Annotated in this window: 18 protein-coding genes; 13 read left to right on the top strand and 5 right to left on the bottom strand. The window is 70.1% G+C overall.

Annotation, left to right across the window (positions count from 1 at the left end; translation table 11 throughout):
- Positions 1-30: 30 nt before the first annotated feature.
- Both ABEA33_RS21425 and ABEA33_RS21420 read left to right on the top strand, forming a co-directional pair.
- A complete protein-coding gene (locus ABEA33_RS21425) occupies positions 31-879 on the top strand; it encodes an SDR family oxidoreductase (protein WP_345529059.1) in 849 nt (282 codons plus the stop codon).
- The gene (locus ABEA33_RS21420; RefSeq protein WP_345529058.1) at positions 876-1,694 is read left to right on the top strand and encodes an enoyl-CoA hydratase/isomerase family protein; all 819 of its coding nucleotides are present in this window, start codon (positions 876-878) and stop codon (positions 1,692-1,694) included. The genes ABEA33_RS21425 and ABEA33_RS21420 overlap by 4 nt, the downstream gene beginning before the upstream one ends.
- Before the next feature lie 10 nt (positions 1,695-1,704).
- On the opposite strand, the gene ABEA33_RS21415 is transcribed toward ABEA33_RS21420, so the two are convergent.
- Together ABEA33_RS21415 and ABEA33_RS21410 are read right to left on the bottom strand one after the other, a co-directional pair.
- On the bottom strand, positions 1,705-2,307 hold the full coding sequence (locus tag ABEA33_RS21415) for an NADPH-dependent FMN reductase (RefSeq protein WP_345529057.1): 603 nt from the start codon (positions 2,305-2,307) through the stop codon (positions 1,705-1,707).
- Between the two features lie 41 nt (positions 2,308-2,348).
- Positions 2,349-3,596 (bottom strand): multidrug effflux MFS transporter, encoded by a 1,248-nt coding sequence (locus ABEA33_RS21410; protein WP_345529056.1) that lies wholly within the window; start codon positions 3,594-3,596, stop codon positions 2,349-2,351.
- Between the two features lie 107 nt (positions 3,597-3,703).
- Between ABEA33_RS21410 and ABEA33_RS21405 the strand changes: the two genes are divergently transcribed.
- Positions 3,704-4,357, top strand: coding sequence for a TetR/AcrR family transcriptional regulator (locus ABEA33_RS21405; RefSeq protein ID WP_345529055.1), 654 nt, complete (start codon positions 3,704-3,706; stop codon positions 4,355-4,357).
- A gap of 25 nt (positions 4,358-4,382) precedes the next feature.
- On the opposite strand, the gene ABEA33_RS21400 is transcribed toward ABEA33_RS21405, so the two are convergent.
- The gene (locus ABEA33_RS21400; RefSeq protein ID WP_345529054.1) at positions 4,383-4,760 is read right to left on the bottom strand and encodes a hypothetical protein; all 378 of its coding nucleotides are present in this window, start codon (positions 4,758-4,760) and stop codon (positions 4,383-4,385) included.
- A gap of 68 nt (positions 4,761-4,828) precedes the next feature.
- A complete protein-coding gene (locus ABEA33_RS21395; RefSeq protein WP_345529053.1) occupies positions 4,829-5,392 on the bottom strand; it encodes a VOC family protein in 564 nt (187 codons plus the stop codon).
- Positions 5,393-5,522: 130 nt separating this feature from the next.
- Between ABEA33_RS21395 and ABEA33_RS21390 the strand changes: the two genes are divergently transcribed.
- The 6 genes from ABEA33_RS21390 to ABEA33_RS21365 all read left to right on the top strand — a co-directional run bounded on the left by ABEA33_RS21390 (position 5,523) and on the right by ABEA33_RS21365 (position 13,937).
- The gene (locus tag ABEA33_RS21390) at positions 5,523-6,206 is read left to right on the top strand and encodes an EthD domain-containing protein (RefSeq protein ID WP_345529052.1); all 684 of its coding nucleotides are present in this window, start codon (positions 5,523-5,525) and stop codon (positions 6,204-6,206) included.
- A 132-nt stretch (positions 6,207-6,338) separates the two neighbouring features.
- Positions 6,339-7,859, top strand: a complete 1,521-nt coding sequence (locus ABEA33_RS21385; RefSeq protein ID WP_345529051.1) for a class I adenylate-forming enzyme family protein — start codon at positions 6,339-6,341, stop codon at positions 7,857-7,859.
- 33 nt (positions 7,860-7,892) lie between these two features.
- On the top strand, positions 7,893-9,944 hold the full coding sequence (locus ABEA33_RS21380) for an oxidoreductase (RefSeq protein WP_345529050.1): 2,052 nt from the start codon (positions 7,893-7,895) through the stop codon (positions 9,942-9,944).
- Between the two features lie 2 nt (positions 9,945-9,946).
- A complete protein-coding gene (locus ABEA33_RS21375; RefSeq protein WP_345529049.1) occupies positions 9,947-11,941 on the top strand; it encodes an oxidoreductase in 1,995 nt (664 codons plus the stop codon).
- Positions 11,938-12,855, top strand: coding sequence for a hydroxymethylglutaryl-CoA lyase (locus ABEA33_RS21370; RefSeq protein WP_345529048.1), 918 nt, complete (start codon positions 11,938-11,940; stop codon positions 12,853-12,855). Before ABEA33_RS21375 ends, ABEA33_RS21370 begins: the two co-directional genes overlap by 4 nt.
- Positions 12,852-13,937, top strand: coding sequence for a TIGR03618 family F420-dependent PPOX class oxidoreductase (locus ABEA33_RS21365; protein WP_345529047.1), 1,086 nt, complete (start codon positions 12,852-12,854; stop codon positions 13,935-13,937). The genes ABEA33_RS21370 and ABEA33_RS21365 overlap by 4 nt, the downstream gene beginning before the upstream one ends.
- A 25-nt stretch (positions 13,938-13,962) precedes the next feature.
- Here ABEA33_RS21365 and ABEA33_RS21360 read toward each other — a convergent pair whose 3' ends face one another.
- Positions 13,963-15,075: an NAD-dependent epimerase/dehydratase family protein gene (locus ABEA33_RS21360; protein WP_345529046.1), complete on the bottom strand. Its 1,113-nt coding sequence runs from the start codon at positions 15,073-15,075 to the stop codon at positions 13,963-13,965.
- Positions 15,076-15,166: 91 nt separating this feature from the next.
- Between ABEA33_RS21360 and ABEA33_RS21355 the strand changes: the two genes are divergently transcribed.
- From ABEA33_RS21355 to ABEA33_RS21340, 4 genes are all read left to right on the top strand, one after another.
- Positions 15,167-16,315 (top strand): CaiB/BaiF CoA transferase family protein, encoded by a 1,149-nt coding sequence (locus ABEA33_RS21355; RefSeq protein WP_345529045.1) that lies wholly within the window; start codon positions 15,167-15,169, stop codon positions 16,313-16,315.
- 50 nt (positions 16,316-16,365) lie between these two features.
- Positions 16,366-16,893 carry a MarR family winged helix-turn-helix transcriptional regulator gene (locus ABEA33_RS21350; protein ID WP_345529043.1) on the top strand — a complete coding sequence of 176 codons (528 nt, stop codon included), beginning with the start codon at positions 16,366-16,368 and terminating at the stop codon, positions 16,891-16,893.
- A 101-nt stretch (positions 16,894-16,994) separates the two neighbouring features.
- The gene (locus ABEA33_RS21345) at positions 16,995-19,001 is read left to right on the top strand and encodes an alpha-ketoacid dehydrogenase subunit alpha/beta (RefSeq protein ID WP_345529042.1); all 2,007 of its coding nucleotides are present in this window, start codon (positions 16,995-16,997) and stop codon (positions 18,999-19,001) included.
- A gap of 23 nt (positions 19,002-19,024) precedes the next feature.
- A complete protein-coding gene (locus ABEA33_RS21340) occupies positions 19,025-20,974 on the top strand; it encodes an oxidoreductase (protein WP_345529041.1) in 1,950 nt (649 codons plus the stop codon).

The following is a 20,974-nucleotide window of genomic DNA, read 5'->3' as shown; positions in this document are numbered from 1 at the left end:
CCAACCAGCATTTGTTTTACGATGCTAGGCATGCCACACGGTGGTGTCAACGAGGACGAGGGGCGCGCGATGACCAGCACCACGGAGGCCGCGCCCACCGTGGCGGCAACCATGACCGGACGGGTCGCGGTCGTCACGGGCGCCTCGCGAGGGATCGGCCTGGCGGTTGCCGAGCGACTGCACGGACTCGGCGCCCGGGTCGTCCTGACCGCGCGCAACGCCGACGTCGTGAAGGCAGCGGCGGCCCGACTGGACCCCTCGGGCGAGACAGCCGTCGGGGTCGCCCTCCACGTGTCCGACGAGGACGGCGCCCGCGCCGTGCTCGCGGCGGCCCGTGAGCGTTGGGGATCACTCGACGTGCTGGTCAACAATGCCGCGGTCAACCCGCACTTCGGCCCCACGTCGACGGTAGACCGTGGCCGCTGGACCAAGATCATCGACGTCAACCTCTGGGCGCCGCTGCGCTGGACGCAGCTGGCAGTCGAGGAGGGGCTCGGTGCCACCGGCCCGGGCGCGGTGCTGATGGTCTCGTCCAACCTGGCTCGCACCCCCGGCAGCCCCTCCGGCGTCTACGGGATGGGCAAGGCTGCGCTCGACTACCTGACCGCCCAGCTGGCCGTCGAGCTCGGCCCCCGGATCCGCGTCAACGGCGTCGCCCCGGGGGTCGTCGACACCCGGTTCTCGGCCCCGCTGGTCGCGCACGGCGAGGCTGTGTACGGCGGATGGCCGGTGCCCCGTTTCGGGCAACCGACCGACGTCGCAGCAGCGGCGGAGTACCTCGTCACCGATGTCTCGTCGTGGGTGACGGGCCAGGTCCTGGTCGTCGACGGCGGGGCACTCCTCGGCGGCGACGAGTTCACCTCGCTGGAGGGATCGTGAGCGGCGGACGGCGTGCGTCGGTGACGACCGACGACCACGGCGACGGGGTCATCGAGGTGCGCCTCGACGAGCCGGAGCGCTTCAACGCCCTCGAGGCGGGGATCGTCCAGGACCTGCACGACGTGCTCGCCGGACTCGCCCAGCGCACCGACGTTCGCGTCGTGGTGCTGACGGCGGCGGGCAAGCACTTCTGCGCCGGCGCCCACCTGCACGGCCACGGCATCGCGCCGGGCGGCGACGGGTCGGGCTCGGTCGCCGACTGGATGTCGGTCCAGGAGCACATCGCCACTCTGGTCACGCGGCTCCGCTCCCTCCGGATGCCAGTCGTGGCTGCGGTCCAGGGGGCTGCCTCCGGCGGGGGATTCGCGCTCGCCCTCGCCGCCGATGTCCGCGTGTGCTCGGATGACGCCCGCTTCAACGCGGCGTTCGTCAAGATCGGGCTGTCTGCGTGCGACATCGGGGTGAGCTGGATCCTGCCCCGGTTGGTCGGTGCCTCACGCGCCTTCGAGCTCTTGCTGACCGGTCGGTTCGTCGAGGCCCTGGAGGCCGAGCGGATCGGCCTGGTGTCCAGGCTCGTCCCTCGTGACCGGCTGCAGGAGACGGCGCTGGACGTCGCGCGCTCGATCGCGGCGAACAGTCCCTACGGGGTACGGATGACCAAGCAGGTGATGTGGTCGCAGCTGGAGGTCGGCAGCCAGGCTGCCGGACTCGACCTCGAGAACCGGACCCAGGTCACCGCAGTGCTGACCGCAGACCACCGCGAGGCCGTCGCGGCGTTCCTCGAGAAGCGGCCACCCGAGTTCGGCAACCGCTGAGCGGTATTCGTCAGGCGACCGGCTCGAAGCGCCCGGGGGCGACCCGGGTGGCCGCGGCGAAGGTCGCGACCTGGACGCCCACGCGGGCGAACTGGGCATCCAGCTCCGGGTCGACGCACCGGCCGTCGAGAAAGGCGCCCCGCTCAGCGACCACCGCCGCGGCGTACGGCGTCGGGAAGGCGCGCAGCGCGTGGGCGATACTGCGGAGCTGGTCGATCACGGCCACCGCAGCCTGCTTGCCGTAGGCGACCCCCACGCACCCGACGGGCAGGCCGTCGAGGTAGGGCCGCGGATCCGCGGCGAGGTCCTCTGCGTAGTCGAGGGCGTTCTTGACCAGGCCCGAGATGGCTCCGTGATAGCCCGGGCTCGACACGATCAGGCCGTCCGCAGCGCGGAGGGTCTCGACGAGGCGGACAGCGCTCGCCGATCGTGGCGTGCGCTGCTCGTAGAACGGAAGTGCGATGTCGTGCGCTGTCAGGCAGATGGTGCGTGCCCCGGCAGACTCGGCGGCCGCGAGCGCGGACCGCAGGCCGGCCTCGGAGCTGGAGTCGCTGCGGACGGTGCCGCCGATGCCCACCACCAGGGGTCGTTCGTCGCGGGAGAGGTGGGACATGGCGGAAACTTAACAGTGATGGATTCGGGGTGTAAAGCGATTCAACGGACGGCCATGGTGTCGGGATGCCGTCGTACCACCACCACCATGAGGGTGGTCGCGCCCGCGGTGGCGGCCACCATGGTGGCCGCCATGGCCACGCCGTCGGCGCCGCCGAGACCCACCGTCGGGGCGACCATACTTCCGATCACGAACTGCGTGAACCCCATCAGGGCGGCCGCCGTCCCGGCCCGGTGTCCCTGTCGGTTCAGGGCCAGGCCCTGGCTGTTGGGCATGCTCACGCCGTAGGACGCCACGCTCACGGCCAAGGCCCCGATCACGGGGACGGTGCCCGCGTCCAGCACGGTGAGCATCAGGAGGAGGGCGACCGCGCTGGCCAGGCCGGTGACGGTCGCACACGTGAGCACGCGGGCCGGTCCGAACCGGCGGATCAGCATCGGGTTCACCTGCGCGAGGACGGTGAGTGCGACCGCGTTGGACGCGAAGACCACGGTGAACTGCTGCGCGCTGAGCCCGAACCGGTCCTGGAACACGAAGGACGCGCCGGACACGTAACTGAACAGGGTCGAGAACATCAGTCCGCCGACGAGGATCAGCGCAAGGTACGTCGGGTCCGACAGGAGCGCACGGTACGACGTGGCGCTGGCCGCGAATGTCGGAGGGTTGCGGCGCTCGGGTGGCAACGTCTCGGGAAAGGCGACGATGCTGATGACGAGCAGGCCCAGGCCCAGGCCGGCCAACCCGAGGAAGATCGCGGACCAGTCGGTGAACGACAGGATCACCCCGCCGATCGCCGGGGCGATGACCGGCGCGATGCCGATGACCAGGAACATCCGTGACATCACCCGGGCGTAGTCGGCGCCGGCGAAGAGGTCCCGCACGGTGGCCATGGAGACCACGGCAACCGCAGCGCAGGCCAGGCCCTGCAGGAAACGAAGCCCCGCGAGGAGGAAGACGTCGTGGGCCTGGAAGCACAGCAGCGAGGCAAGGACGTGGCAGGCGAGGCCGATCATCACCGGCCGACGACGACCGAAGGCGTCGGCCAGTGGGCCGATGACGAGCTGGCCCAGCGCCAGGCCGAGGAGCACGCCCGTCAGCGAGAGCTGTACCTGGGAAGGCGTCGCGCCGAGATCGTGCTGGATGCGGGGGAGAGCCGGCAGGTACATGTCCACCGTGAACGGCGAGACGGACATGAGCACGGCCACGATGGCGATGGTCCGAGCTGCGTTGCGTCCGGGTGTGCTGGTTGCAGGTCGGGCGACACGGCCGGCCAGCTCGTCGGCCGTCATCGGCGCGCCGACGAAGTGCGCGCGAGACCGTGCACATGCCAACGATGATCGATTAAAGTCTGTCGCACGATGAGCCGCACCGGCGGCCGTTTCGAAGGAGATCCTCCATGGCTCGACCGAAGGTGCCGCTCATCTCGCGGCGCAAGGCTCTCGAGGCAGCGTTGGAGATCGTCGACTCCGAGGGCTTGTCTGCGCTCAGCATCCGTCGGCTCGGAGAGGCCCTCAACGTCAACGGCGCCTCGCTCTACCACCACTTCAAGAACAAGGACGACATCCTCGTGGGTGTCACGCTGCTCGCCCTGGCCGACGTGGCGACGCCGCGCGAGGAGAACGAGAACTGGCGGGTGTGGCTTCCGCTCAACGCCTACCGGACCCGGCAGGCGTTGGTGTCCCACCCCGAGCTGATCCCCATCATGCTGCGACGCGCGCCGCTCGGAATCGGCCTGGCCGAGGTGGAGGCCAGCGTCCAGCGCCTGCAGGACGAGGGCGTTCCTCTGTCCATGATCGCGCCGCTGATGGAGAGCCTGGAGCTGCTCGCCATCACCAGTGCCCTGCAGGAGGTCGGCCTGGTGGGTCCGGCGGAGCCCGAGGGCTCCGAGCTGGCCACGCCCCACCTGCACGCAGCGCTCAAGGCGCGAGGCATGTCGACGGTGGAGCTCTTCGAGGTGATGGCCTCGTCGATGATCTCGATCATCGAGAGCTCGATCCAGCTGAAGGACGCCCGTAAGTCGAACGGACGACGGGGCAAGGCGAAGGTCTGACCCGCCGGGGAGCCCGTGCGCCGGGTCAGCCGACGAGATGGAGACCATCCCCGTGCTGTACGGTGCCCGCGAGCTCGGCGCCGCCGTCCACGGCCGCCTGGACCTCGGCGGGCAGCCCGGCCTCCACACTGAGCAGGTGCAGCGGCCAGTTGCCCACCTGCCAGACGCCGGCCGTGTACAGCGCGGACTTGTAGCTTCCCCGCAGGTGTGCCAGCGCGGCCTCGGCCGACGGTGCGTTCATCGACAGACGGATAGCCGCGGTGTCAGCGGTGATCAGGACCTCGGGAAACATCCAGTCGAGGCCCCGGTGCACCACCTCGGTGGCGTGCTCCGGGTCCTCGACGACGGGGAGGAAGGACGGCCTCGTGGCGCCGAACTTCGCGGTGTACATCGACCAGCCCATGGCAGGCCACCTCTCGTGGTTTGCCCGCACGGGGCGGGTCGAACTGGAACAGCCGGATCGGGGCCGGGTCAGGAGGAGGACGGGGCCTCGATGATCCGGCCGTCCGGCAGGTAGATGACTCCCGGGTAGTCCGGGTCGGAGGCGGGCTCGTCGTTCGCGAGGAGCTCCAGTGCCTCGATCTTGTCCTCCTCGGTGAGCGGACGGGTGTTGGTCGTGAACTCGACCATGTTGCCGTCCGGGTCCTTGGTGTAGATCGACGTGATGAACTCGTGGACGACCTCGCTCACCTTCTGGCCGTTGGCCAGCCAGTGCTGCTTCTTCACCTCGAGCTCGTCGAGGTCTCCGACCTCGAAGGCGATGTGGTTGATCCACCAGGGGAGCCCCAGACCGACCGAGATCGACGGGTCCCAGTCCTCGGGCAGGTCGACACCGTTGAGGTGCAGGTCCCACAGGACGAAGTAGGAGCCCGAGCCCTTGGCGGTCTCGTAGAACACATGCTTGGTCCAGCCCGACTTGGCGCCGCCCATGGCCTGGCGCTTGACGATCTTGACGAGTTCGAAGCCCATGACCTCGGTGTAGAACTTGTGCGACACGTCGAAGTTCTTCGGTGTGATGGCCAGGTGGTGAATCACGGCGGCCCCTCCTCTGGTGGGTTCTGCGCGGATCTGGTGTCCCCGCTGTGGGGACGAGTCCACTGTCCTCAACCCAACGACAATTGTCAAAGGTTTGACGAATAGATGTGGCGCACGCCACTCTGGACCCATGACGACGAGGTCCCGATCCATCCGCTCGGTCGCCCCCGTCCGGCGCAGGCCGGAGCTCACGTGGGAGGAGTTCTCGCGCCATTGGCGCGAGGAGCACGCGGCCATCGCCCGGCGGATGCCCGGCCTCGCGGCGTACACCCAGGCCCACATCGACCCCGAGGAGCAGCCGGCTGGCCGGCCGCACTCCTGGCGCCACGACGGGGTGCCCCTCGCGACGTTCGCCGACCTGGCCGCGATCGAGATGCTGCGCGAGAGTCCGGAGTACCAGGAGGAAGCCGTTCCGGACGAGGCTGCCTTCACCGACCGCGCGTCGATGTCGCCCGTGCTGCTGGTGGAGTCGTTCGGTGGACCCCCGGAGTCGCGAACGTCGGACGGCCGCACACTCTTCGTCTTCGCCTCGACTGTCGGAGTCGACGAGGGTTCGGGGCGACGACTCGTGGCGGCCTTGTCAGCTATCCCGGGCGCGGAGGTCGCGCTCGCCCACCGCTGGAGCGTCGCCCTCGATGCGGACTCCGGGCTCGGCGGCCGCGAGGTGCCCGCGCGCTCCTGGGACGGCATGCTCGAGGTCTGGTTCCCCGACGTCGCCTCGGCTCGCGACGTCGCCGGGCGCATCGCGAGCGATCAGCGCGCGCTGCCGTTCCCTGTGTCCTGCACGGTCGGTCGGGAGAACCGGGTGTTCTGACCGTTGACCAACAAACCACATGGTGTTAGGTTTCTCGGCGCTCGACCGCTTGATTCGTGACCGGGGCCACAATGGACCATGCGCTCGCGGGCCAGCACCTTCCCACCGTCACGACCTTCGAGGAGCAGCAGAGTGGCCACTCACCTGACCGACTGGGTCGCCTTCAACGCCGGCCGCTACGGCACCGAGATCGCTGTCGAGAGTCTCGACAGCGGTCAACAGGTGACGTGGAACCAGCTCGAGGACCGGGTCGCGCGGCTCAGCACCGTCCTCGCCGAGCTCGGTATCCGTCGTGGTGACCGGGTCGGCCTGATCGCGGACGACGACTGGCGCACCCTCGCGCTGCAGTTCGCATGCATCCGCTCCGGCGCCATCTTCGTGCCGTTCAACTGGCGACTCACGACCCTGGAGATCGAGGTCCTCTGCAAGGACGCCGAGGTCTCGCTGCTGGTCCACGACGACACCTGGCAGGCGACCGCGACGCAATTGTCCGAGCAGCTCGACCTGAGGCTGGCCAGCTGGTCCTGCCCCGATGCGCCGCGCGATCTCGACGTGCTGATGGACAACGCGGCCGCGCACCGGCCGACGGGGCGCTACCTCAGCGACCAGACCACACAGATGCTCTACACGTCGGGGACCACCGGGCTGCCCAAGGGCGCACTGATCACCCTGGGCGGGATGGCCTGGCACGCGATGAACGTCCAGCACGAGATGGCGATCAGCGGTCCGCCCGCCCGCTACCTGAGTGCGCTTCCGCTCTTCCACGCCGCGGGTCTGAACGCGATCGTCAACCCGACCCTGATGGCAGGTGGCCGGATCAGCATCATGCGCCGCTTCGATCCTCCGCGGGCCGCCGAGCTGCTCGGCAACGCGTCACACGGATTCACGCACTTCAACGCTGCGCCGGTCATGTGGCGGATGATCCTGGAGAACTCGGCGCCGGACGCGTCGTACGCCCACATCGACGCCGGCATGGTCGGTGGCGGCGCCATCCCGCCCGACGTCGGCGCCTACTACAGCGAGCGCGGCCTCGAGCTGCAGGCCGGCTGGGGCGCCACAGAGATGGGCCCCAGCATGACCCTGATGCCCAAGTCGATGCGCGTCGAGAAGTCGCACACGGTGGGCTACCCGGTCCAGCACGTCCAGATCCGTGTGGTCGACCCGGTGACCAATGAGGACGTGGCTCCGGGTGGGGTCGGCGAGGCCTGGGTCCGCGGGCCGTCGATCTCTCCCGGCTACTGGCGCCGCGAGGCCGACACCGACCCGGACACGCAGGCCGGCTGGTTCAAGTGCGGCGACGCCGTGTCGATCGACGAGGACGGGTACGTCGCGCTGCGGGGCCGCTTCAAGGACATGTACAAGTCTGGCGGGGAGAACGTCTTCGCGGCCGAGGTCGAGCGTGTGATCGCGGCTCATCCTGACGTCCAGGACGCGGCCGTCGTCGGGATGCCCGACGAGAAGTGGGGCGAGGTCGGCTACGCGGTCGTGGTCGCGGAGGAGGGGCGGACAATCGACGAGAGCGTCGTGATCGCTCATGTGGCCGAACGGCTGGCGAAGTACAAGGTCCCGATCCGGGTGATCGTCGTCGACGACTTCCCCCGCAACGTGACCGGCAAGATCCAGAAGAACGTGCTGCGCGACCAGCTCTCCTGAGCGGCCACAGCGAGACAACGAGGGAGTACGTCGGTGAGCGCAGTGGACCTGAGTGAAGAGAACGAGCGGGCACTGGAGCTCGTGTGGCAGCCGCTGACCATCGGCAACGTGACGCTACGCAACCGCATCGTGCGGGCCGCGCACGGCACCGGCTTCGCCCGGGGCATGGTCAGCGAGACCATGAAGGCCTACCAGCTGGAGCGGGCTCGCGGCGGTGTCGCCCTGGGCTTCGCCGAGGGCGGCCAGGTGCACTGGAGCGCCCCGGGCTTCCTAGACCTCACCACCGACGACATCGTCGATGGTCTGGCCGACATGGCGGCGGCGGTGCAGGGCGAGGGAATGAAGCTGTTCCAGCAGCTCATGCACGGTGGCCCGACCCTGTACGCCCACGACGGGTCTGCACCCTGGGCGGCCTCCGCGATCGTGGACCCGGTGCTCAACATCGTGCCGCGACCGATGACCAAGACCATGATCGACGAGGTCATCGAGGGCTTCGCAGCCGCGGCCGGCCGGGTCAAGGCGGCAGGTCTGGACGGCGTCGAGGTGCACGGCGGCCACAGCTACATCTTCTCGTCGTTCCTGTCGCCGGCCACCAACCTACGCACCGACGAGTACGGCGGTTCGCTGGAGAACCGTGCCCGGATCCTGGTCGAGACCCTGCGAGCGATCCGAGCGCGCGTGGGGACGGGCTTCGTGCTCGGCGTTCGGCTCTCGCCCGACGGCGCCGACCACATGACCACGGCGGACGACATCGTGGAGGTGATGCACGGTCTCGAGCGGGACGGGCTGGTCGACTACCTCAACATCTCGTACGGATCCCACTACCGACGCTCCAAGCTGATCGGCGTCACCCGGGAGCCGCGCGGCTACATGGTCCAGCAGGCCACCGGTGCGATCACCAAGCAGGCGACGCTGCCGACCATGATCACCGGACGGATCCTCTCCCTCCAGGACGCCGAGCGGATTCTGCGCAACGGTGAGGCAGACATGGTCTCGATGGTCCGGGCCCTGATCGCCGACCCCCACCTGGTCCGCAAGACCCAGGAAGGGCGCCTCGCTGAGGTGCGCCCGTGCATCTCCTGCAACCAGGCGTGCGCCGGCGGTCTCACCAGTCGTGGCCTGATGGGTTGCGTCGTCAACCCGGCGTGCGGCCACGAGAGCACCCGCGGTGACGCGCTGATGCAGGTCAGCCGGCGACAGCGCACCGTGCTCGTCATCGGCGGCGGGCCGGCAGGCATGGAAGCCGCGCGATCGTGCGCCCTGGCCGGGCACCGTGTCGTGCTCCACGAGAGGTCCGACCGTCTCGGCGGCCAGCTCAACCTGATCAAGCTCTCGCCCTCGCGTTCCGACCTCGCGGACCTGCTGCCCTACTACGAGAACGAGATGGCGCGGCTCGGCGTCGAGGTCGTCCTTGGCTCGGATCTTCGTTCCCGCGCCGACGTCGACGCGATCGGAGCCGACGAGGTCGTCGTCGCAACGGGTGCCACCCCACGCCGCGACGGCTTCCAGGCCTGGCGCCCGGGCGAGCCGCCGGCCGGCCTGGACGACGTCGAGCTGCACACCGGCTGGGACGTGATGGCGGGCGCGGACATCACGGGTCCGGTGCTCCTGGTCGACGAGATCGGGCACTACGAAGGCATCGACGTCGCGGAGACGCTGGTCCGCGCGGGCCACCAGGTCCACCACGTCACGCGCTTCTCCAACCTGGCCGCAAACATCCCTGTGGCGTACGACTACGCCGCCGCACCCCACGCGGAGGAGCTCTACAAGGGCAACTACGAGCTCTACACGCGCACGCTGGTGCACGCCGTGGAGCCAGGCCGGGTCACCATTGCTCCCCTCGCTGCCCCCAACCGCCTCACGGTGCTCGACGTGAACGCGTTCGTGTTCATGTCCGGAGCCATCCCCGACCACGACTTCCAGGCCCAGCTCGAGGACATCCCGAGGCTCTACGTGATTGGCGACGCCCTCGGCCCGCGCACGCTCGAACCCGCGATCACCGAGGGGTCACTCGCGGCCGCGCGCTTCGAGGGGGAGTGGGCCCGACCGACATGGGTCCGCTACTCGGGTGGAAGCTCGGTCTGAGGGTGAGGTTCGAGTCGGTCCTCTCGCCGTTGCAGATCGGTGAGCTGACGGTGCGCAACCGGGTCACGACCACGGCGCACATGACCGGCTACGCCGAGCAGGGACTCGTCTCCGACACGCTCATCGACTACCTGGTCGCCAGGGCTCGCGGTGGGGTGGGGCTGCTCATCACCGAGGCTGGAGCGGTGCACCCGACCTACCGGCCGGCGTCGTTCCAGCTCTACCGCGAGGACGTCGGGCCGGGGCTGTCCCGGCTCGCCGCGGCCGTTCACGCCGAGGGTGCCGCGCTGATCGGGCAGGCCAACCACGGTGGGGCCGCGTCGCCCCCGCTGCCCGAAGGTGTGCCGGCCTACTCCCCGTCGGACAACGACGGGATCAACGGCGCACCCGCGCGCGCCATGACCCTGGGCGAGATCGCCGAGATCCAGGACGCGTTCGTCCACGCGGCGAAGGTGATGTCGGACGCCGGCCTCGACGGCTGCGAGGTCCACGGCGCACATCACTACCTGGTCAACCACTTCCTCTCACCGCTCTACAACCGCCGCGAGGACGACTACGGGGGCAGCTTCGCCAACCGGCTCCGCTACCTGACCGAGATACTGGAACGGATGCGAGCCGAGACCCGACCCGGCTTCGTGCTCGGCGTCCGGTTGAGTGCGGACATCGGACCGGGCGGACTGGACTCCGAGGGCCTGCTGGCCGTCGGCCGCGTCCTCGAGGAGCGCGGACTGGTCGACATGGTCGGCTTCTCCCTGGGCGGCCGCACGCCCGAGTCCTTCCCCCTGATGACCGGCGGGATGGAGCGGGACGCTGGCTACGAGCTCGCGTGGAACGAAGTCCCGTCGCGGGGGCTCGCGGTGCCGACCCTCGTCACCGGTCGCTACCGCACCCTCGAGCACGCGGACGCGGCCATCGCCTCGGGCGTGTGCGACCTCATCGGCATGACCCGTGCCCACATCGCCGATCCCGACCTGGTCCGCAAGTCGACCGGTGGTGAGGCGGCCCGGGTTCGGCCCTGCATCGGGTGCAACGAGTGCCAGCGCTCGATCATCACCCAGGGCGCCATCCGCTGCGCCGTGAACCCAGCCCTGCCTGGCGGCGCCGGCACCCGTGACCTGCCGACGCCCACGCGTCGCACCCGACGCGTGACGGTGGTGGGTGGCGGTCCGGCCGGGATGGAGGCTGCCCGGGTGGCAGCCGTCGCCGGCCACGTCGTCACACTCTTCGAGGAGAGCGAGCAGCTCGGCGGCCTCGCTCGCCGCGCCGCCGCCGTGATCCCGAACGCCCCCGGAATGCTCGACATCACGGCGTGGTCCGCCCGTGAGCTCGACCGCGAGGGCGTCGATGTCCGGCTCGGCACCCGGGCCGACCGCGAGCAGGTGCTGGCGACCGCGCCTGACGTGGTCATCGCTGCCACGGGCTCCACCCCGAAGACCGGGGCCCGGCAGTCTGCTCGACCGGGCGCAGCCATTCCCGGAGCGGACCTGCACCACGTCGTCGACACGACCGCGGTGCTGACGATGACCGACTTCCCCGACCACGCGGTGGTGCTCGACGAGATCGGCGACTACCCCGCTCTCGGCGTCGCCGAGCTCCTGGTCAGCCACGGGACCCGCGTCACCTTCGTGACGCCGTTCGCCTCGGTGGGCCTGCCCATCGACGCGACCGGGCGACCCGCGACCGCGATCGGGCGTCTGCGCGGGACCGGTCGCTTCGAGGCGCTCACCCTCTCGATGGTGACCGCGATCGACCCCACCTCCGCCGAGGTCGAGGACGTCATGGGCCACACCTTCTCCACCCACCGAGCGGGTCTCGTCGTCATGGTCGTGCGCGCTGCCCCGCGCCGCGAGCCATGGCTCGAGGACCTCGGGGTCCCGGTCGAGTACGTCGGCGATGCGCTCCTCCCGCGGTCCTACAAGACCGCGGTCCGCGAGGGCTACGTCGCCGCGACCCGCGTCGAGACGCTGAGCGATCGTCGTGCGGCGGTGCTGGCGTGAGCATCCCCGGGGTCAACGATGTCGAGGTCGTCGAGGTCGCGCCCCGCGACGGCCTGCAGAACGAGTCGACGATCCTGGCCACCGAGGACAAGGTCCGTCTGATCGAGCTCGCCATCGCCGCCGGCGTGCGGCGGATGGAAGCCGTCTCCTTCGTCCGCCCCGATGCCGTGCCCCAGATGGCCGACGCCGAGAAGGTGATGGCCCAGGTCCCGGAGCGGGAGGACGTCTCCTACATCGGGTTGGTGCTGAACCGACGCGGTTTCGAGCGGGCGCTCGAGTCCGGCGTCAACGAGATCAACCTGGTTATTGCCGCCAGCGACACGTTCAACCGACGCAACCAGAACGCGTCGACCGACGCCCTGGCGGTGATGGTGGAGGAGGTCCTCGAGGCCGCCGCGTCCGTCGGTCTGCCCGCATCGGTCACCGTCGCCACCGCCTTCGGATGCCCGTTCGAGGGCGAGGTGCAGGTGGACGTGGTGGCCGGCCTGGTCGCCCGGGCCGCCGCGGCCGGCGCGGTCGAGATCGCGCTGGCCGACACGATCGGCGTCGGCGTGCCGCGCCAGGTGACCGAGCTCTTCGGCATCGCGCGCACGTTGACCGACATCCCCCTGCGGGCGCACTTCCACAACACCCGCAACACGGGCTACGCCAACGCGGTCGCTGCGCTCGACGGTGGTGTGCGCGTCCTGGACGCGAGCATCGGCGGCATCGGCGGCTGCCCGTTCGCCCCGCGTGCCACCGGCAACATCGCGACCGAGGACCTCGTCTACCTCCTGGACCGCTCCCGGCTGTCCTCGGGGCTCTCCGTCCCGGCGCTCGTCTCGGCCGCGGAGTACGTCGGCGAGCGGCTCGGCACAACCGTCCCGTCCATGGTCTCCAAGGCCGGCGGATTCCCTTCAGGAGGAGCGTCATGATCGTCGGTCTGGTCCACGGCGGGGCCCACAACAGCTCGTGCTGGGGGCTGCTGGTGCCCGAGCTCGAGGCGCTCGGACACCAGGTCCGGTTGGTGGACCTGCCCGTCGACGACCCGACAGCCGGCCCCGAGGAGTACGTCGCGGCCGCAGTCGCGGCGTTCGACACGGGTGAGCCGCTGGTCGTGGTGGCGCACTCACTCGGCGCGGCCACCGCGCTCGCCCTGGAGGAACGGCTCCCGCTGGTGGGCCTGATCCTGCTCTGCCCGGCCATCCCCTACTCGGCGGAGCAGGCGCCGGACCAGCCCGCCGACCTGCTGCTGATCCCGCCGGAGGCCAACCCGGTCGGCGACGACGGCATGGTGCACATGTCGCAGGCCGACGCGATCCGCTACTTCTACTCCGCCTGCCCCCCGGACGTCGCTGCCGCCGCGGCCACCCGGATCCGTCCGCAAGGTCTCGCCGGGATGGTGCCCCCGGCCGAGCTGCGCCAGATCCGCGTCCCGTCCGTGCTGGTCCGGACCGACGCCGACGCGGCCGTCGGTGCCCCGTGGAGCGACTGGGCCGCGCTGGCCCTGACCGGCCGCCCTGCCGTCGTCATCGCCGGCGACCACTCGCCGTTCCTCTCCGCACCGGCTGACCTGGCCTCGACCCTCGACGGGATCGCTGCCGGCTGGTCCGCCCGCGTCGTGCCCGAGAGCCATCGGGACCTCACTCGAGCGATGACGGCGACGCTGTCCACGCTCACGCCCGACGGGGGGATCCAGGTCACCGCCGTCGCCTTCCACTTCGACGAGGCGACGGGGCGGTTCCAGATCTCCCTCAACGACGCGCGGCGCAAGGCGCGCAACCTGCGCCGTACGCCGGTGGCGACGCTGTTCGTGGTCGACCCGGACAACAAGTACCGGACCCTCGAGGTGCGTGCCGACGTCCAGATGGAGCCAGACCCCGTCTTCGCGTTCGCGGCCCACGCCGGAGCCCGCTACGGCCACGACTTCCACGACCACGACGCCCCCGGTGAGACCCGCAGCAAGGTGACCCTCCACCCGCGTCGGATCGTCGCGACCGACCTCACGCCGACCTGAGCTGGCACGCGCCCGGCCGCTGGCGTCAGCGACCTCGTTCGTCCGCCTGCAGCGAAGGTGAGGTGGGGTGCGGCATGGCGTGGGCCATCGGCACCAGCTCGTCGGGCGCCTGCTCGCGGACCCAGGCGCAGGCCTGCTCCCAGGCTGCGAGGAGCCGGTCCTCCAGGGCGTAGTCGAAGCGTGCGTTGTACGTCGGGTAGTCAGCGGCCGTGACCGGATGCTCGAGCAGCCACTGCACCGTCTCGGCCAGGGCGTCGGCGGCGCTGACGACCTCGCGGTAGCCGAGGAGCGACTTGGCCCGGGTGGCGTCGACCAGGACGTGGGGCTCGGCGCTGGGGGAGAGGAGCTCGCCCATCGCCGACGGGGCGAGCTGTGCCGGGATGCCGACCAGCTCCAGCTCGGCGCCTAGCAGCATCGCGATGCTCTGCGCCCACTGCCGGGTGGTCTGCTGGTCGTCGTCGGCGACGTTGAACGCCTCACCGTCAGCTGCCGTCCGATGGTCGACGGCGCGCAGCAGCACCTCCGCCGCGTTGCGGGCCGCGCACCGCGTGACGATCCACAGTCCGTTGTCGGGCAGGATCATCCGGCGCCGGCCGTCGGCGACGCGCTTCAGCACGGACCACTCCCACGGCACGATGTTGCGGGGCCCGTAGATCTGGGAGTAGCGCACCATCGTGGCGGCGTACGCCCCGGCGGCACCGAGCCGGAAGACCTCGCGCTCGGCGGCCACGATCTTTCCGGCGAACGGGGCGACCGGCTCGTAGGCGTCCGCCAGCGGGCCGTCCTCGCGAGCGAGAAGCCGCATGCCGTGCGGTCGGGTGTCGGAGGGGTCCAGGAAGCCGCGGTAGACCGGCACCCCGCCGACACCGATGAAGTGACCGCAGCGTCCGGCGAAGGCTTGGGCCACCACCTTGAGGCGGCCATAGGTGCCGACGACGACGTCCCACGACTGGTTGCCGATCGCCTCGTCCAGCGTCTCGCGGAAGTGCGGGTCGGCGTGCAGGTGGTGTACGTCGGGCAGTCCCTCGGGCTCGTGGACTCCGCGGTGCAGGATGGTGACGTCGTACCCGCGCTCGAGAAGACCGTCGAGGAGGTGCGGTCCGGTCGGTCCCGTGCCGCCGACAACGAGTGCGCGCATGGAGATGTCCGTTCATTGTGGCTCGGATCGACAGAACCATACAGCAATAGGTTTATGGTGGTGTGGCACACCGACCCACGAGGAGACACGCATGGCGGGACCACTGGCAGGCATCTCGATCGTCGAGCTCGGCGGTCTGGGACCCAGCGCCTTCGCCACCATGCTGATGGCCGATCTCGGGGCGGACGTCGTCCGTGTCGACCGAGCTCGTCCGGCCCATGGCGGTGTTGAGGCGACGTCCGCTCCGAAGTTCGACCTGCTCAACCGCGGCAAGAGGTCGCTGGCGCTCGACCTCAAGAGGCCGGAGGCCGTCGAGATCGTGCTCTCGCTGGTCGACTGCGCCGATGCGCTCACCGACCCTTTTCGACCCGGGGTCGCGGAGCGCCTAGGGCTCGGTCCCACCGAGTGCCTGGCGCGCAACCCGCGGCTGGTCTACGCGCGGATGACCGGCTGGGGACAGGAGGGTCCACTTGCCAGCACCGCCGGCCACGACATCAACTACATCGCTCTCACGGGTGCCCTCCATGGCATCGGCGCCGCCGGGGGACCCCCGACGGTCCCCGTGAACTACGTTGGCGATTTCGGTGGCGGAGGCACCTACCTCGTCATCGGGCTGCTGGCTGCTCTCCGCGAGGCGGCGGCGACCGGGATCGGCCAGGTCGTCGACGCGGCGATCGTGGACGGGGTCTCCCACCTGCTCTCCAGCACCCACGCCATGTATGCCGGTGGGCTGTGGCAGGACCAGCGCGGGGTGAACGTGCTCGACGGAGGCGCCCCCTTCTACTCCGTCTACGAGTGCGCCGACGGCCAGCACGTCGCTGTGGGTGCCGGTGAGGGCAAGTTCTACTCCGCCCTGCTCCAGCACCTGGGACTGAACGACGACCCACGTCACCAGCTCGACGAGTCCCGCTGGCCCGACCTTCGGCGGCGGATCGCCGACGTGTTCCTCACCAAGCCGCGCGATGTCTGGGCGGCCGAGCTCGAGCACACCGACTGCTGCGTGACGCCCGTCCTGGGACTGGTCGAGGCGGCCGAGCACCCGCATCTGAAGGCGCGCGGCTCGCTGCGTACCCGGGACGGAGTCCTCCAGGCCGGCAGTGCGCCGCGGTTCTCGGGGGCGGTTCCGGACGAACCCACCGCGCCGCCGCTGCCCGGCGAGCACAGCCGCCAGATCCTGGTCGACCTCGGACTGGATGTCGAGGGCCTGATCGCGGACGGGGTCGCGATCGCCGCCACGTGACCCTGAGAGGGCGAGCCGGACGAGAGGTCAGGTGCGCCTATCCTGCTCCCGTGCCCGACGAGGAACCCGCCGAACACGGTCCGGCGCCCGACACCCTGCGTGAGCTGCTGCACGCCCGCCTGGTCGATGCCGAGATCGTCGCGCCGGACGGGGCCGACCGCACCGACCTCGTGGTCAACCTGACCCGTCTCTACAACCGGCTCGGCCAAGACTCTGAGTCTGTCCACCGGCGCCTGGGCTGGTCCTGGGCGGGGTTTCGGATCATGAACCTGCTCTGGGCGATAGGCCCGATGGAGGCACGACAGCTCAGTCGACTCTCAGGCTCCTCCAGGGCGACGATCTCGAGCGTGCTGAACACCCTCGAGCGGGACGGTCTGGTCGCACGGGACCGCAGTGAGAGCGACCGTCGACAAGTGCTGGTTCGGCTGACGGAGGAGGGGGCCAGCCGACTGCTCAACGGGCTGCGGGCCCAGGCGGAGCGGGACCGGCTCTGGTTCGCGGTGCTCTCCCCGGACGAGCAGCACGAGCTCAGCCGCCTCCTCCAGGTCGTCGCCGAGCAGCGCGAGCCCCGATCCTGAACAAGAACCAATCATTGCTTGTTTAGGTCTCCGAGTTCTGCCACAGTGGGCGGGTCCCGGCCGCTCGTGCGGCCGGCCACCGAACTGAGCAGGGGAACACGATGACCAACGTCCAGGAGACCGCGGCCGGCACGCTCGGGCGGTCCAACCGGACCGACCTCGCCCACCTCCACTGCGAGATGCTCCGGATCCGGATGTTCGAGGACCGGGCCGCCGGCCTGTACCGCGACGGCGTGATCCGCGGCTTCGTGCATCTGTCCGTCGGTCAGGAAGCGGTCCCGGTCGGCACCGTCGCGGCACTGCGTCCCGACGACGTCATCACCTCAACCCACCGCGGTCACGGCCACGTGCTCGCCAAGGGGCTCGACCTGACCGGCGCCTTCGCCGAGTTGTTCGGCAAGGAGACGGGCACCAACCACGGCCGAGGCGGATCCATGCACATCGCCGACCCGGGCCTGGGCATCTTCGGCGCCAACGGCATCGTCGGGGCCGGCGTCCCCATCGCGGCCGGCGCGGCGACGGCATCTCTGCTCCGCGGCGACGGCAAGGTCGCTGTCAGCTTCTTCGGGGACGGCGCGACCAGCACCGGAGCGTTCCACGAGGGTGCGACCCTGGCCGGGGACTGGCGACTGCCGCTGATCCTGCTCTGCGAGAACAACCAGTTCTCCGAGTTCACCGGCACCCACATGTCTGCGCCCGAGCGGATGGAGGCACGCGCGGCCGCGTACGGCATGTCATTCCACCGTATCGACGGCAACGACGTGCAGGCCATGGCGGACGCCATGACCACGGTCGTCGACGCCGTGCGACGGGGCGAGGGCCCCGCGTTCGTCGAAGCCGTCACCTTCCGGGCGCGCGGGCACTACGAGGGTGACCAGCTGAAGTACCGTGACGCGGAGCTCGCCGCCTCCTGGGCCGAGCGCGACCCGATCCTGATGGCCGAGGCCCAGCTCATCGCCGGCGGGACCAGCGAGGCCGAGATCGCTGCCGTCCACGCCTCCGTGAGCGCCGAGGTCGAGGAAGCGGTCGCCACCGCCACCGCCGCTCCGGAGCCTTCCACCGGGAGCCTGTTCGAGTACATCCGGACCGTCGCGAGCCCGGTTGTCGAGGCCGACCTGCCGGTCGATGCCGAGGAGACCCGATACAGCCGAGCGGTGAAAGCCGCCCTGCGGCAGTCGCTCCTCGAGGACCCTGAGGTGTTCGTGGCCGGCATCGATGTCGGCGAGGGAGGCAACGTCTTCGGGCTGACACGAGGACTGAACGAGGAGTTCCCCGGACGAGTGCGCGACACCCCGATCGCCGAGGCAGCCATCATCGGCGCCGGCGTCGGGGCCGCCATGGCCGGCATGCGCCCGGTCGTGGAGATCATGTACTCCGACTTCCTCGGTGTCTGCCTCGACCAGATCATGAACCAGGCCGCGAAGCTGCGCTACATGACCGGCGGCAAAGTCTCCGTGCCTCTCACGGTGCGCACCCAGTTCGGCGCCGGACGTTCCTCGGGGGCCCAGCACTCCCAGAGCATCGAGGCGATGCTCGCGCACATCCCCGGGCTGTCCGTGGTGATGCCGTCGACCCCTGCCGACGCGTACGGCCTCCTCCGGAGTGCGATCGCCGAAGACAGCCCGGTCATCGTCATTGAGCACCGCTTGCTCTACGAGAAGGCCGGTCCCGGGTTCGCCCTCGACCACCTCGTGCCGATCGGCAAGGCGAAGGTCCTGCGCGAGGGGAGCGACGTCACCGTCGTGTCCTTCTCGAGGATGGCCCGTGAGTCCCTCGTGGTCGCCGAGAAGCTGGCAGGCGAGGGCATCTCCGTCGAGGTCATCGACCTGCGGACCGTCGCCCCGATCGACTGGGAGACGGTGCTCAGCTCTCTCGCGAAGACCAACAAGCTGGTCATCGCCCACGAGGCAGTGAGTGACTTCGGGGTCGGTGCGGAGATCGCGGCGCGCGCAGTCGACGAGGGCTTCTGGTCCCTCGACGCTCCCGTACTACGAGTCGGGGCGCCCTTCACGCCCGCGCCCTACGCCCCGGCCCTCGAGAAGGAATGGGTCGTCGGCCAGAGCAACATCGAGAACGCCGTCCGCAGGATCCTCGCCATCACCCCCTAGTGCTGGCCGGTTAGGAGAGACAGATGACCGCCACGACCATCCGCACGGACGGGAAGTACGCCCGGCTGCTCAGCCCACTGACCATCCGCGGCAACACGCTGCGCAACCGGATGATCACCACCGGCCACAGCATCATGGCGCCGTGGCACCCCGCCGGCGACGAGACGACGTACGTCGACTACTGCCGGCGCCGCGCCCAGGGTGGCGCCGCCCTGCTCATCGCCCAGCCGGTCAACGTCGAGCCCTTTCACAACTGGCCCTGGCCGGTCGTAGACCGGTTCAAGCGACTCGCGGACGCCGTCCACGAGGAAGGGGCCCTGGTGACCCCTCAAGTGGTCAACTTCGGCCGGCAGATCGGCTCCCACGTCTTGCTCGACGAACGCGCCGAGTGGTCGTTCAACGGGGGCCAGGACGAGTACGGCGAGGCTGCACACCGGATGACCACGGCGGAGGTGCAGCTGGTCGTCGAGGCCTACGGCCGGATGGCGGAGGTCTTCACCGCCGCAGGCCTGGATGGTCTCGAGCTCCACGGTGCCCACGGCTACCTGCTCCAGCAGTCCTACAGTCCGTGGGGCAACGGCCGCGACGACGAGTGGGGGGAGCAGCTCGCCTTCTCGACCGCGGTGCTCGAGGCAGTGCGGTCAGGCCTCGGTGAGGACAAGATCCTCGGCTTCCGGATGACGGCCGACGACCACCTTCGTGCGGACGAGAACGGACTGACCGTCGACGAGCTCAAGGACGTCGCACGCCGGCTCGTGGACACTGGCCAGATCGACTTCATGAATCTGTCGATCGGCACCAAGGCGCCGGCGTACTCCCAGCCCTCGGTCGGGTCCTTCCGCTACCCCAAGGGCTACGACCTCGAGCTGGCACAGGGACTGCGCGAGGCCACGGGCGGCCGGATCCCGATCGTCGGGGTCGGCGGCATCGTCGATCCGGACATGGCTGAGCACGCGCTGGCCGACGAGAAGTGTGACCTCATCGGCATGACGCGCGGTTTCCTCTCGGACCCCGACCTGGGGGTCAAGGTGATCCGCGGCGACGAGGGACGGATCCGGACCTGTGTCCGGGTTGCGGAGTGCAACAGCCGTCGCGTCGACGGCAAGGTCGTCCAGTGCTGGCACAACCCCGAGTTCGGCCGCGAGGGCCAGTTCGCCGCGCTTCCGGACCCGGTCTCGCGCAAGAGGGTGCTGGTCGTGGGGGCCGGCGTCGCCGGCCTCCAGGCCGCCGAGGTCGCGGCCAAGCGTGGGCACGAGGTCACCGTGGTCGAGGCTGCCGACGCCCCGGGAGGCAGGCTGCGCAACATCCTGGGGACCCGGGCCTTCGAGCTGTTCGGGACCATCGACCACCTGGTCGGCGAGCTCCGACACGAGGGCGTGGAGGTCGAGTACGGCCGCCGGATGACCGCCGAGGAGATCGCCGACCTGGACGTCGACGAAGTCGTCGTTGCCACGGGGGCCGAGCACGACCTTGCCGCCCACGGCCTCGACGTCCCGGGCGTGGTCACGGTCGACGACGCGGTCCTCCACGGCGTGCCCAAGGGTGCGCGGGTCCTGGTCATCGACCGCACGGGCCTCAACCCGGCCGGGATCGCGGTCGAGAAGCTGGCGGCCGAGGGCCACGAGGTCATCTATGCGACGCCGTTCGACCGGATCACCATCAATGGCGGCTACAACCACCGGCTCGACTACCAGGACATCTTCCGACGGTCTCCGCTGATCACCGCGCTCACCTTCCGCGACCTGCGTTCCTTCGCGGACGGCAAGGCGATCCTGATCGACCCCGACGGAATCGAGAGCGACCCGCTGGCGGTCGACGTCGTGGTCGCGTCGGTGCACACGATCCCGCGCGACGGCCTGGTCCACGAGCTCGACGCGCTCGGCGTCACCGCCCACACCTGTGGAGACGTCATCGCTCCGCGCGGCGTCACGACGGCGACGCGCGAGGCGACGCTGCTGGCGCAGACGTTCTGA

Origin of the sequence: Nocardioides endophyticus, from assembly GCF_039543845.1 — a bacterium.
GTDB classification, from domain to species: Bacteria; Actinomycetota; Actinomycetes; order Propionibacteriales; family Nocardioidaceae; genus Nocardioides; species Nocardioides endophyticus.
This window is presented reverse-complemented; position numbering and strand designations above follow the sequence as displayed.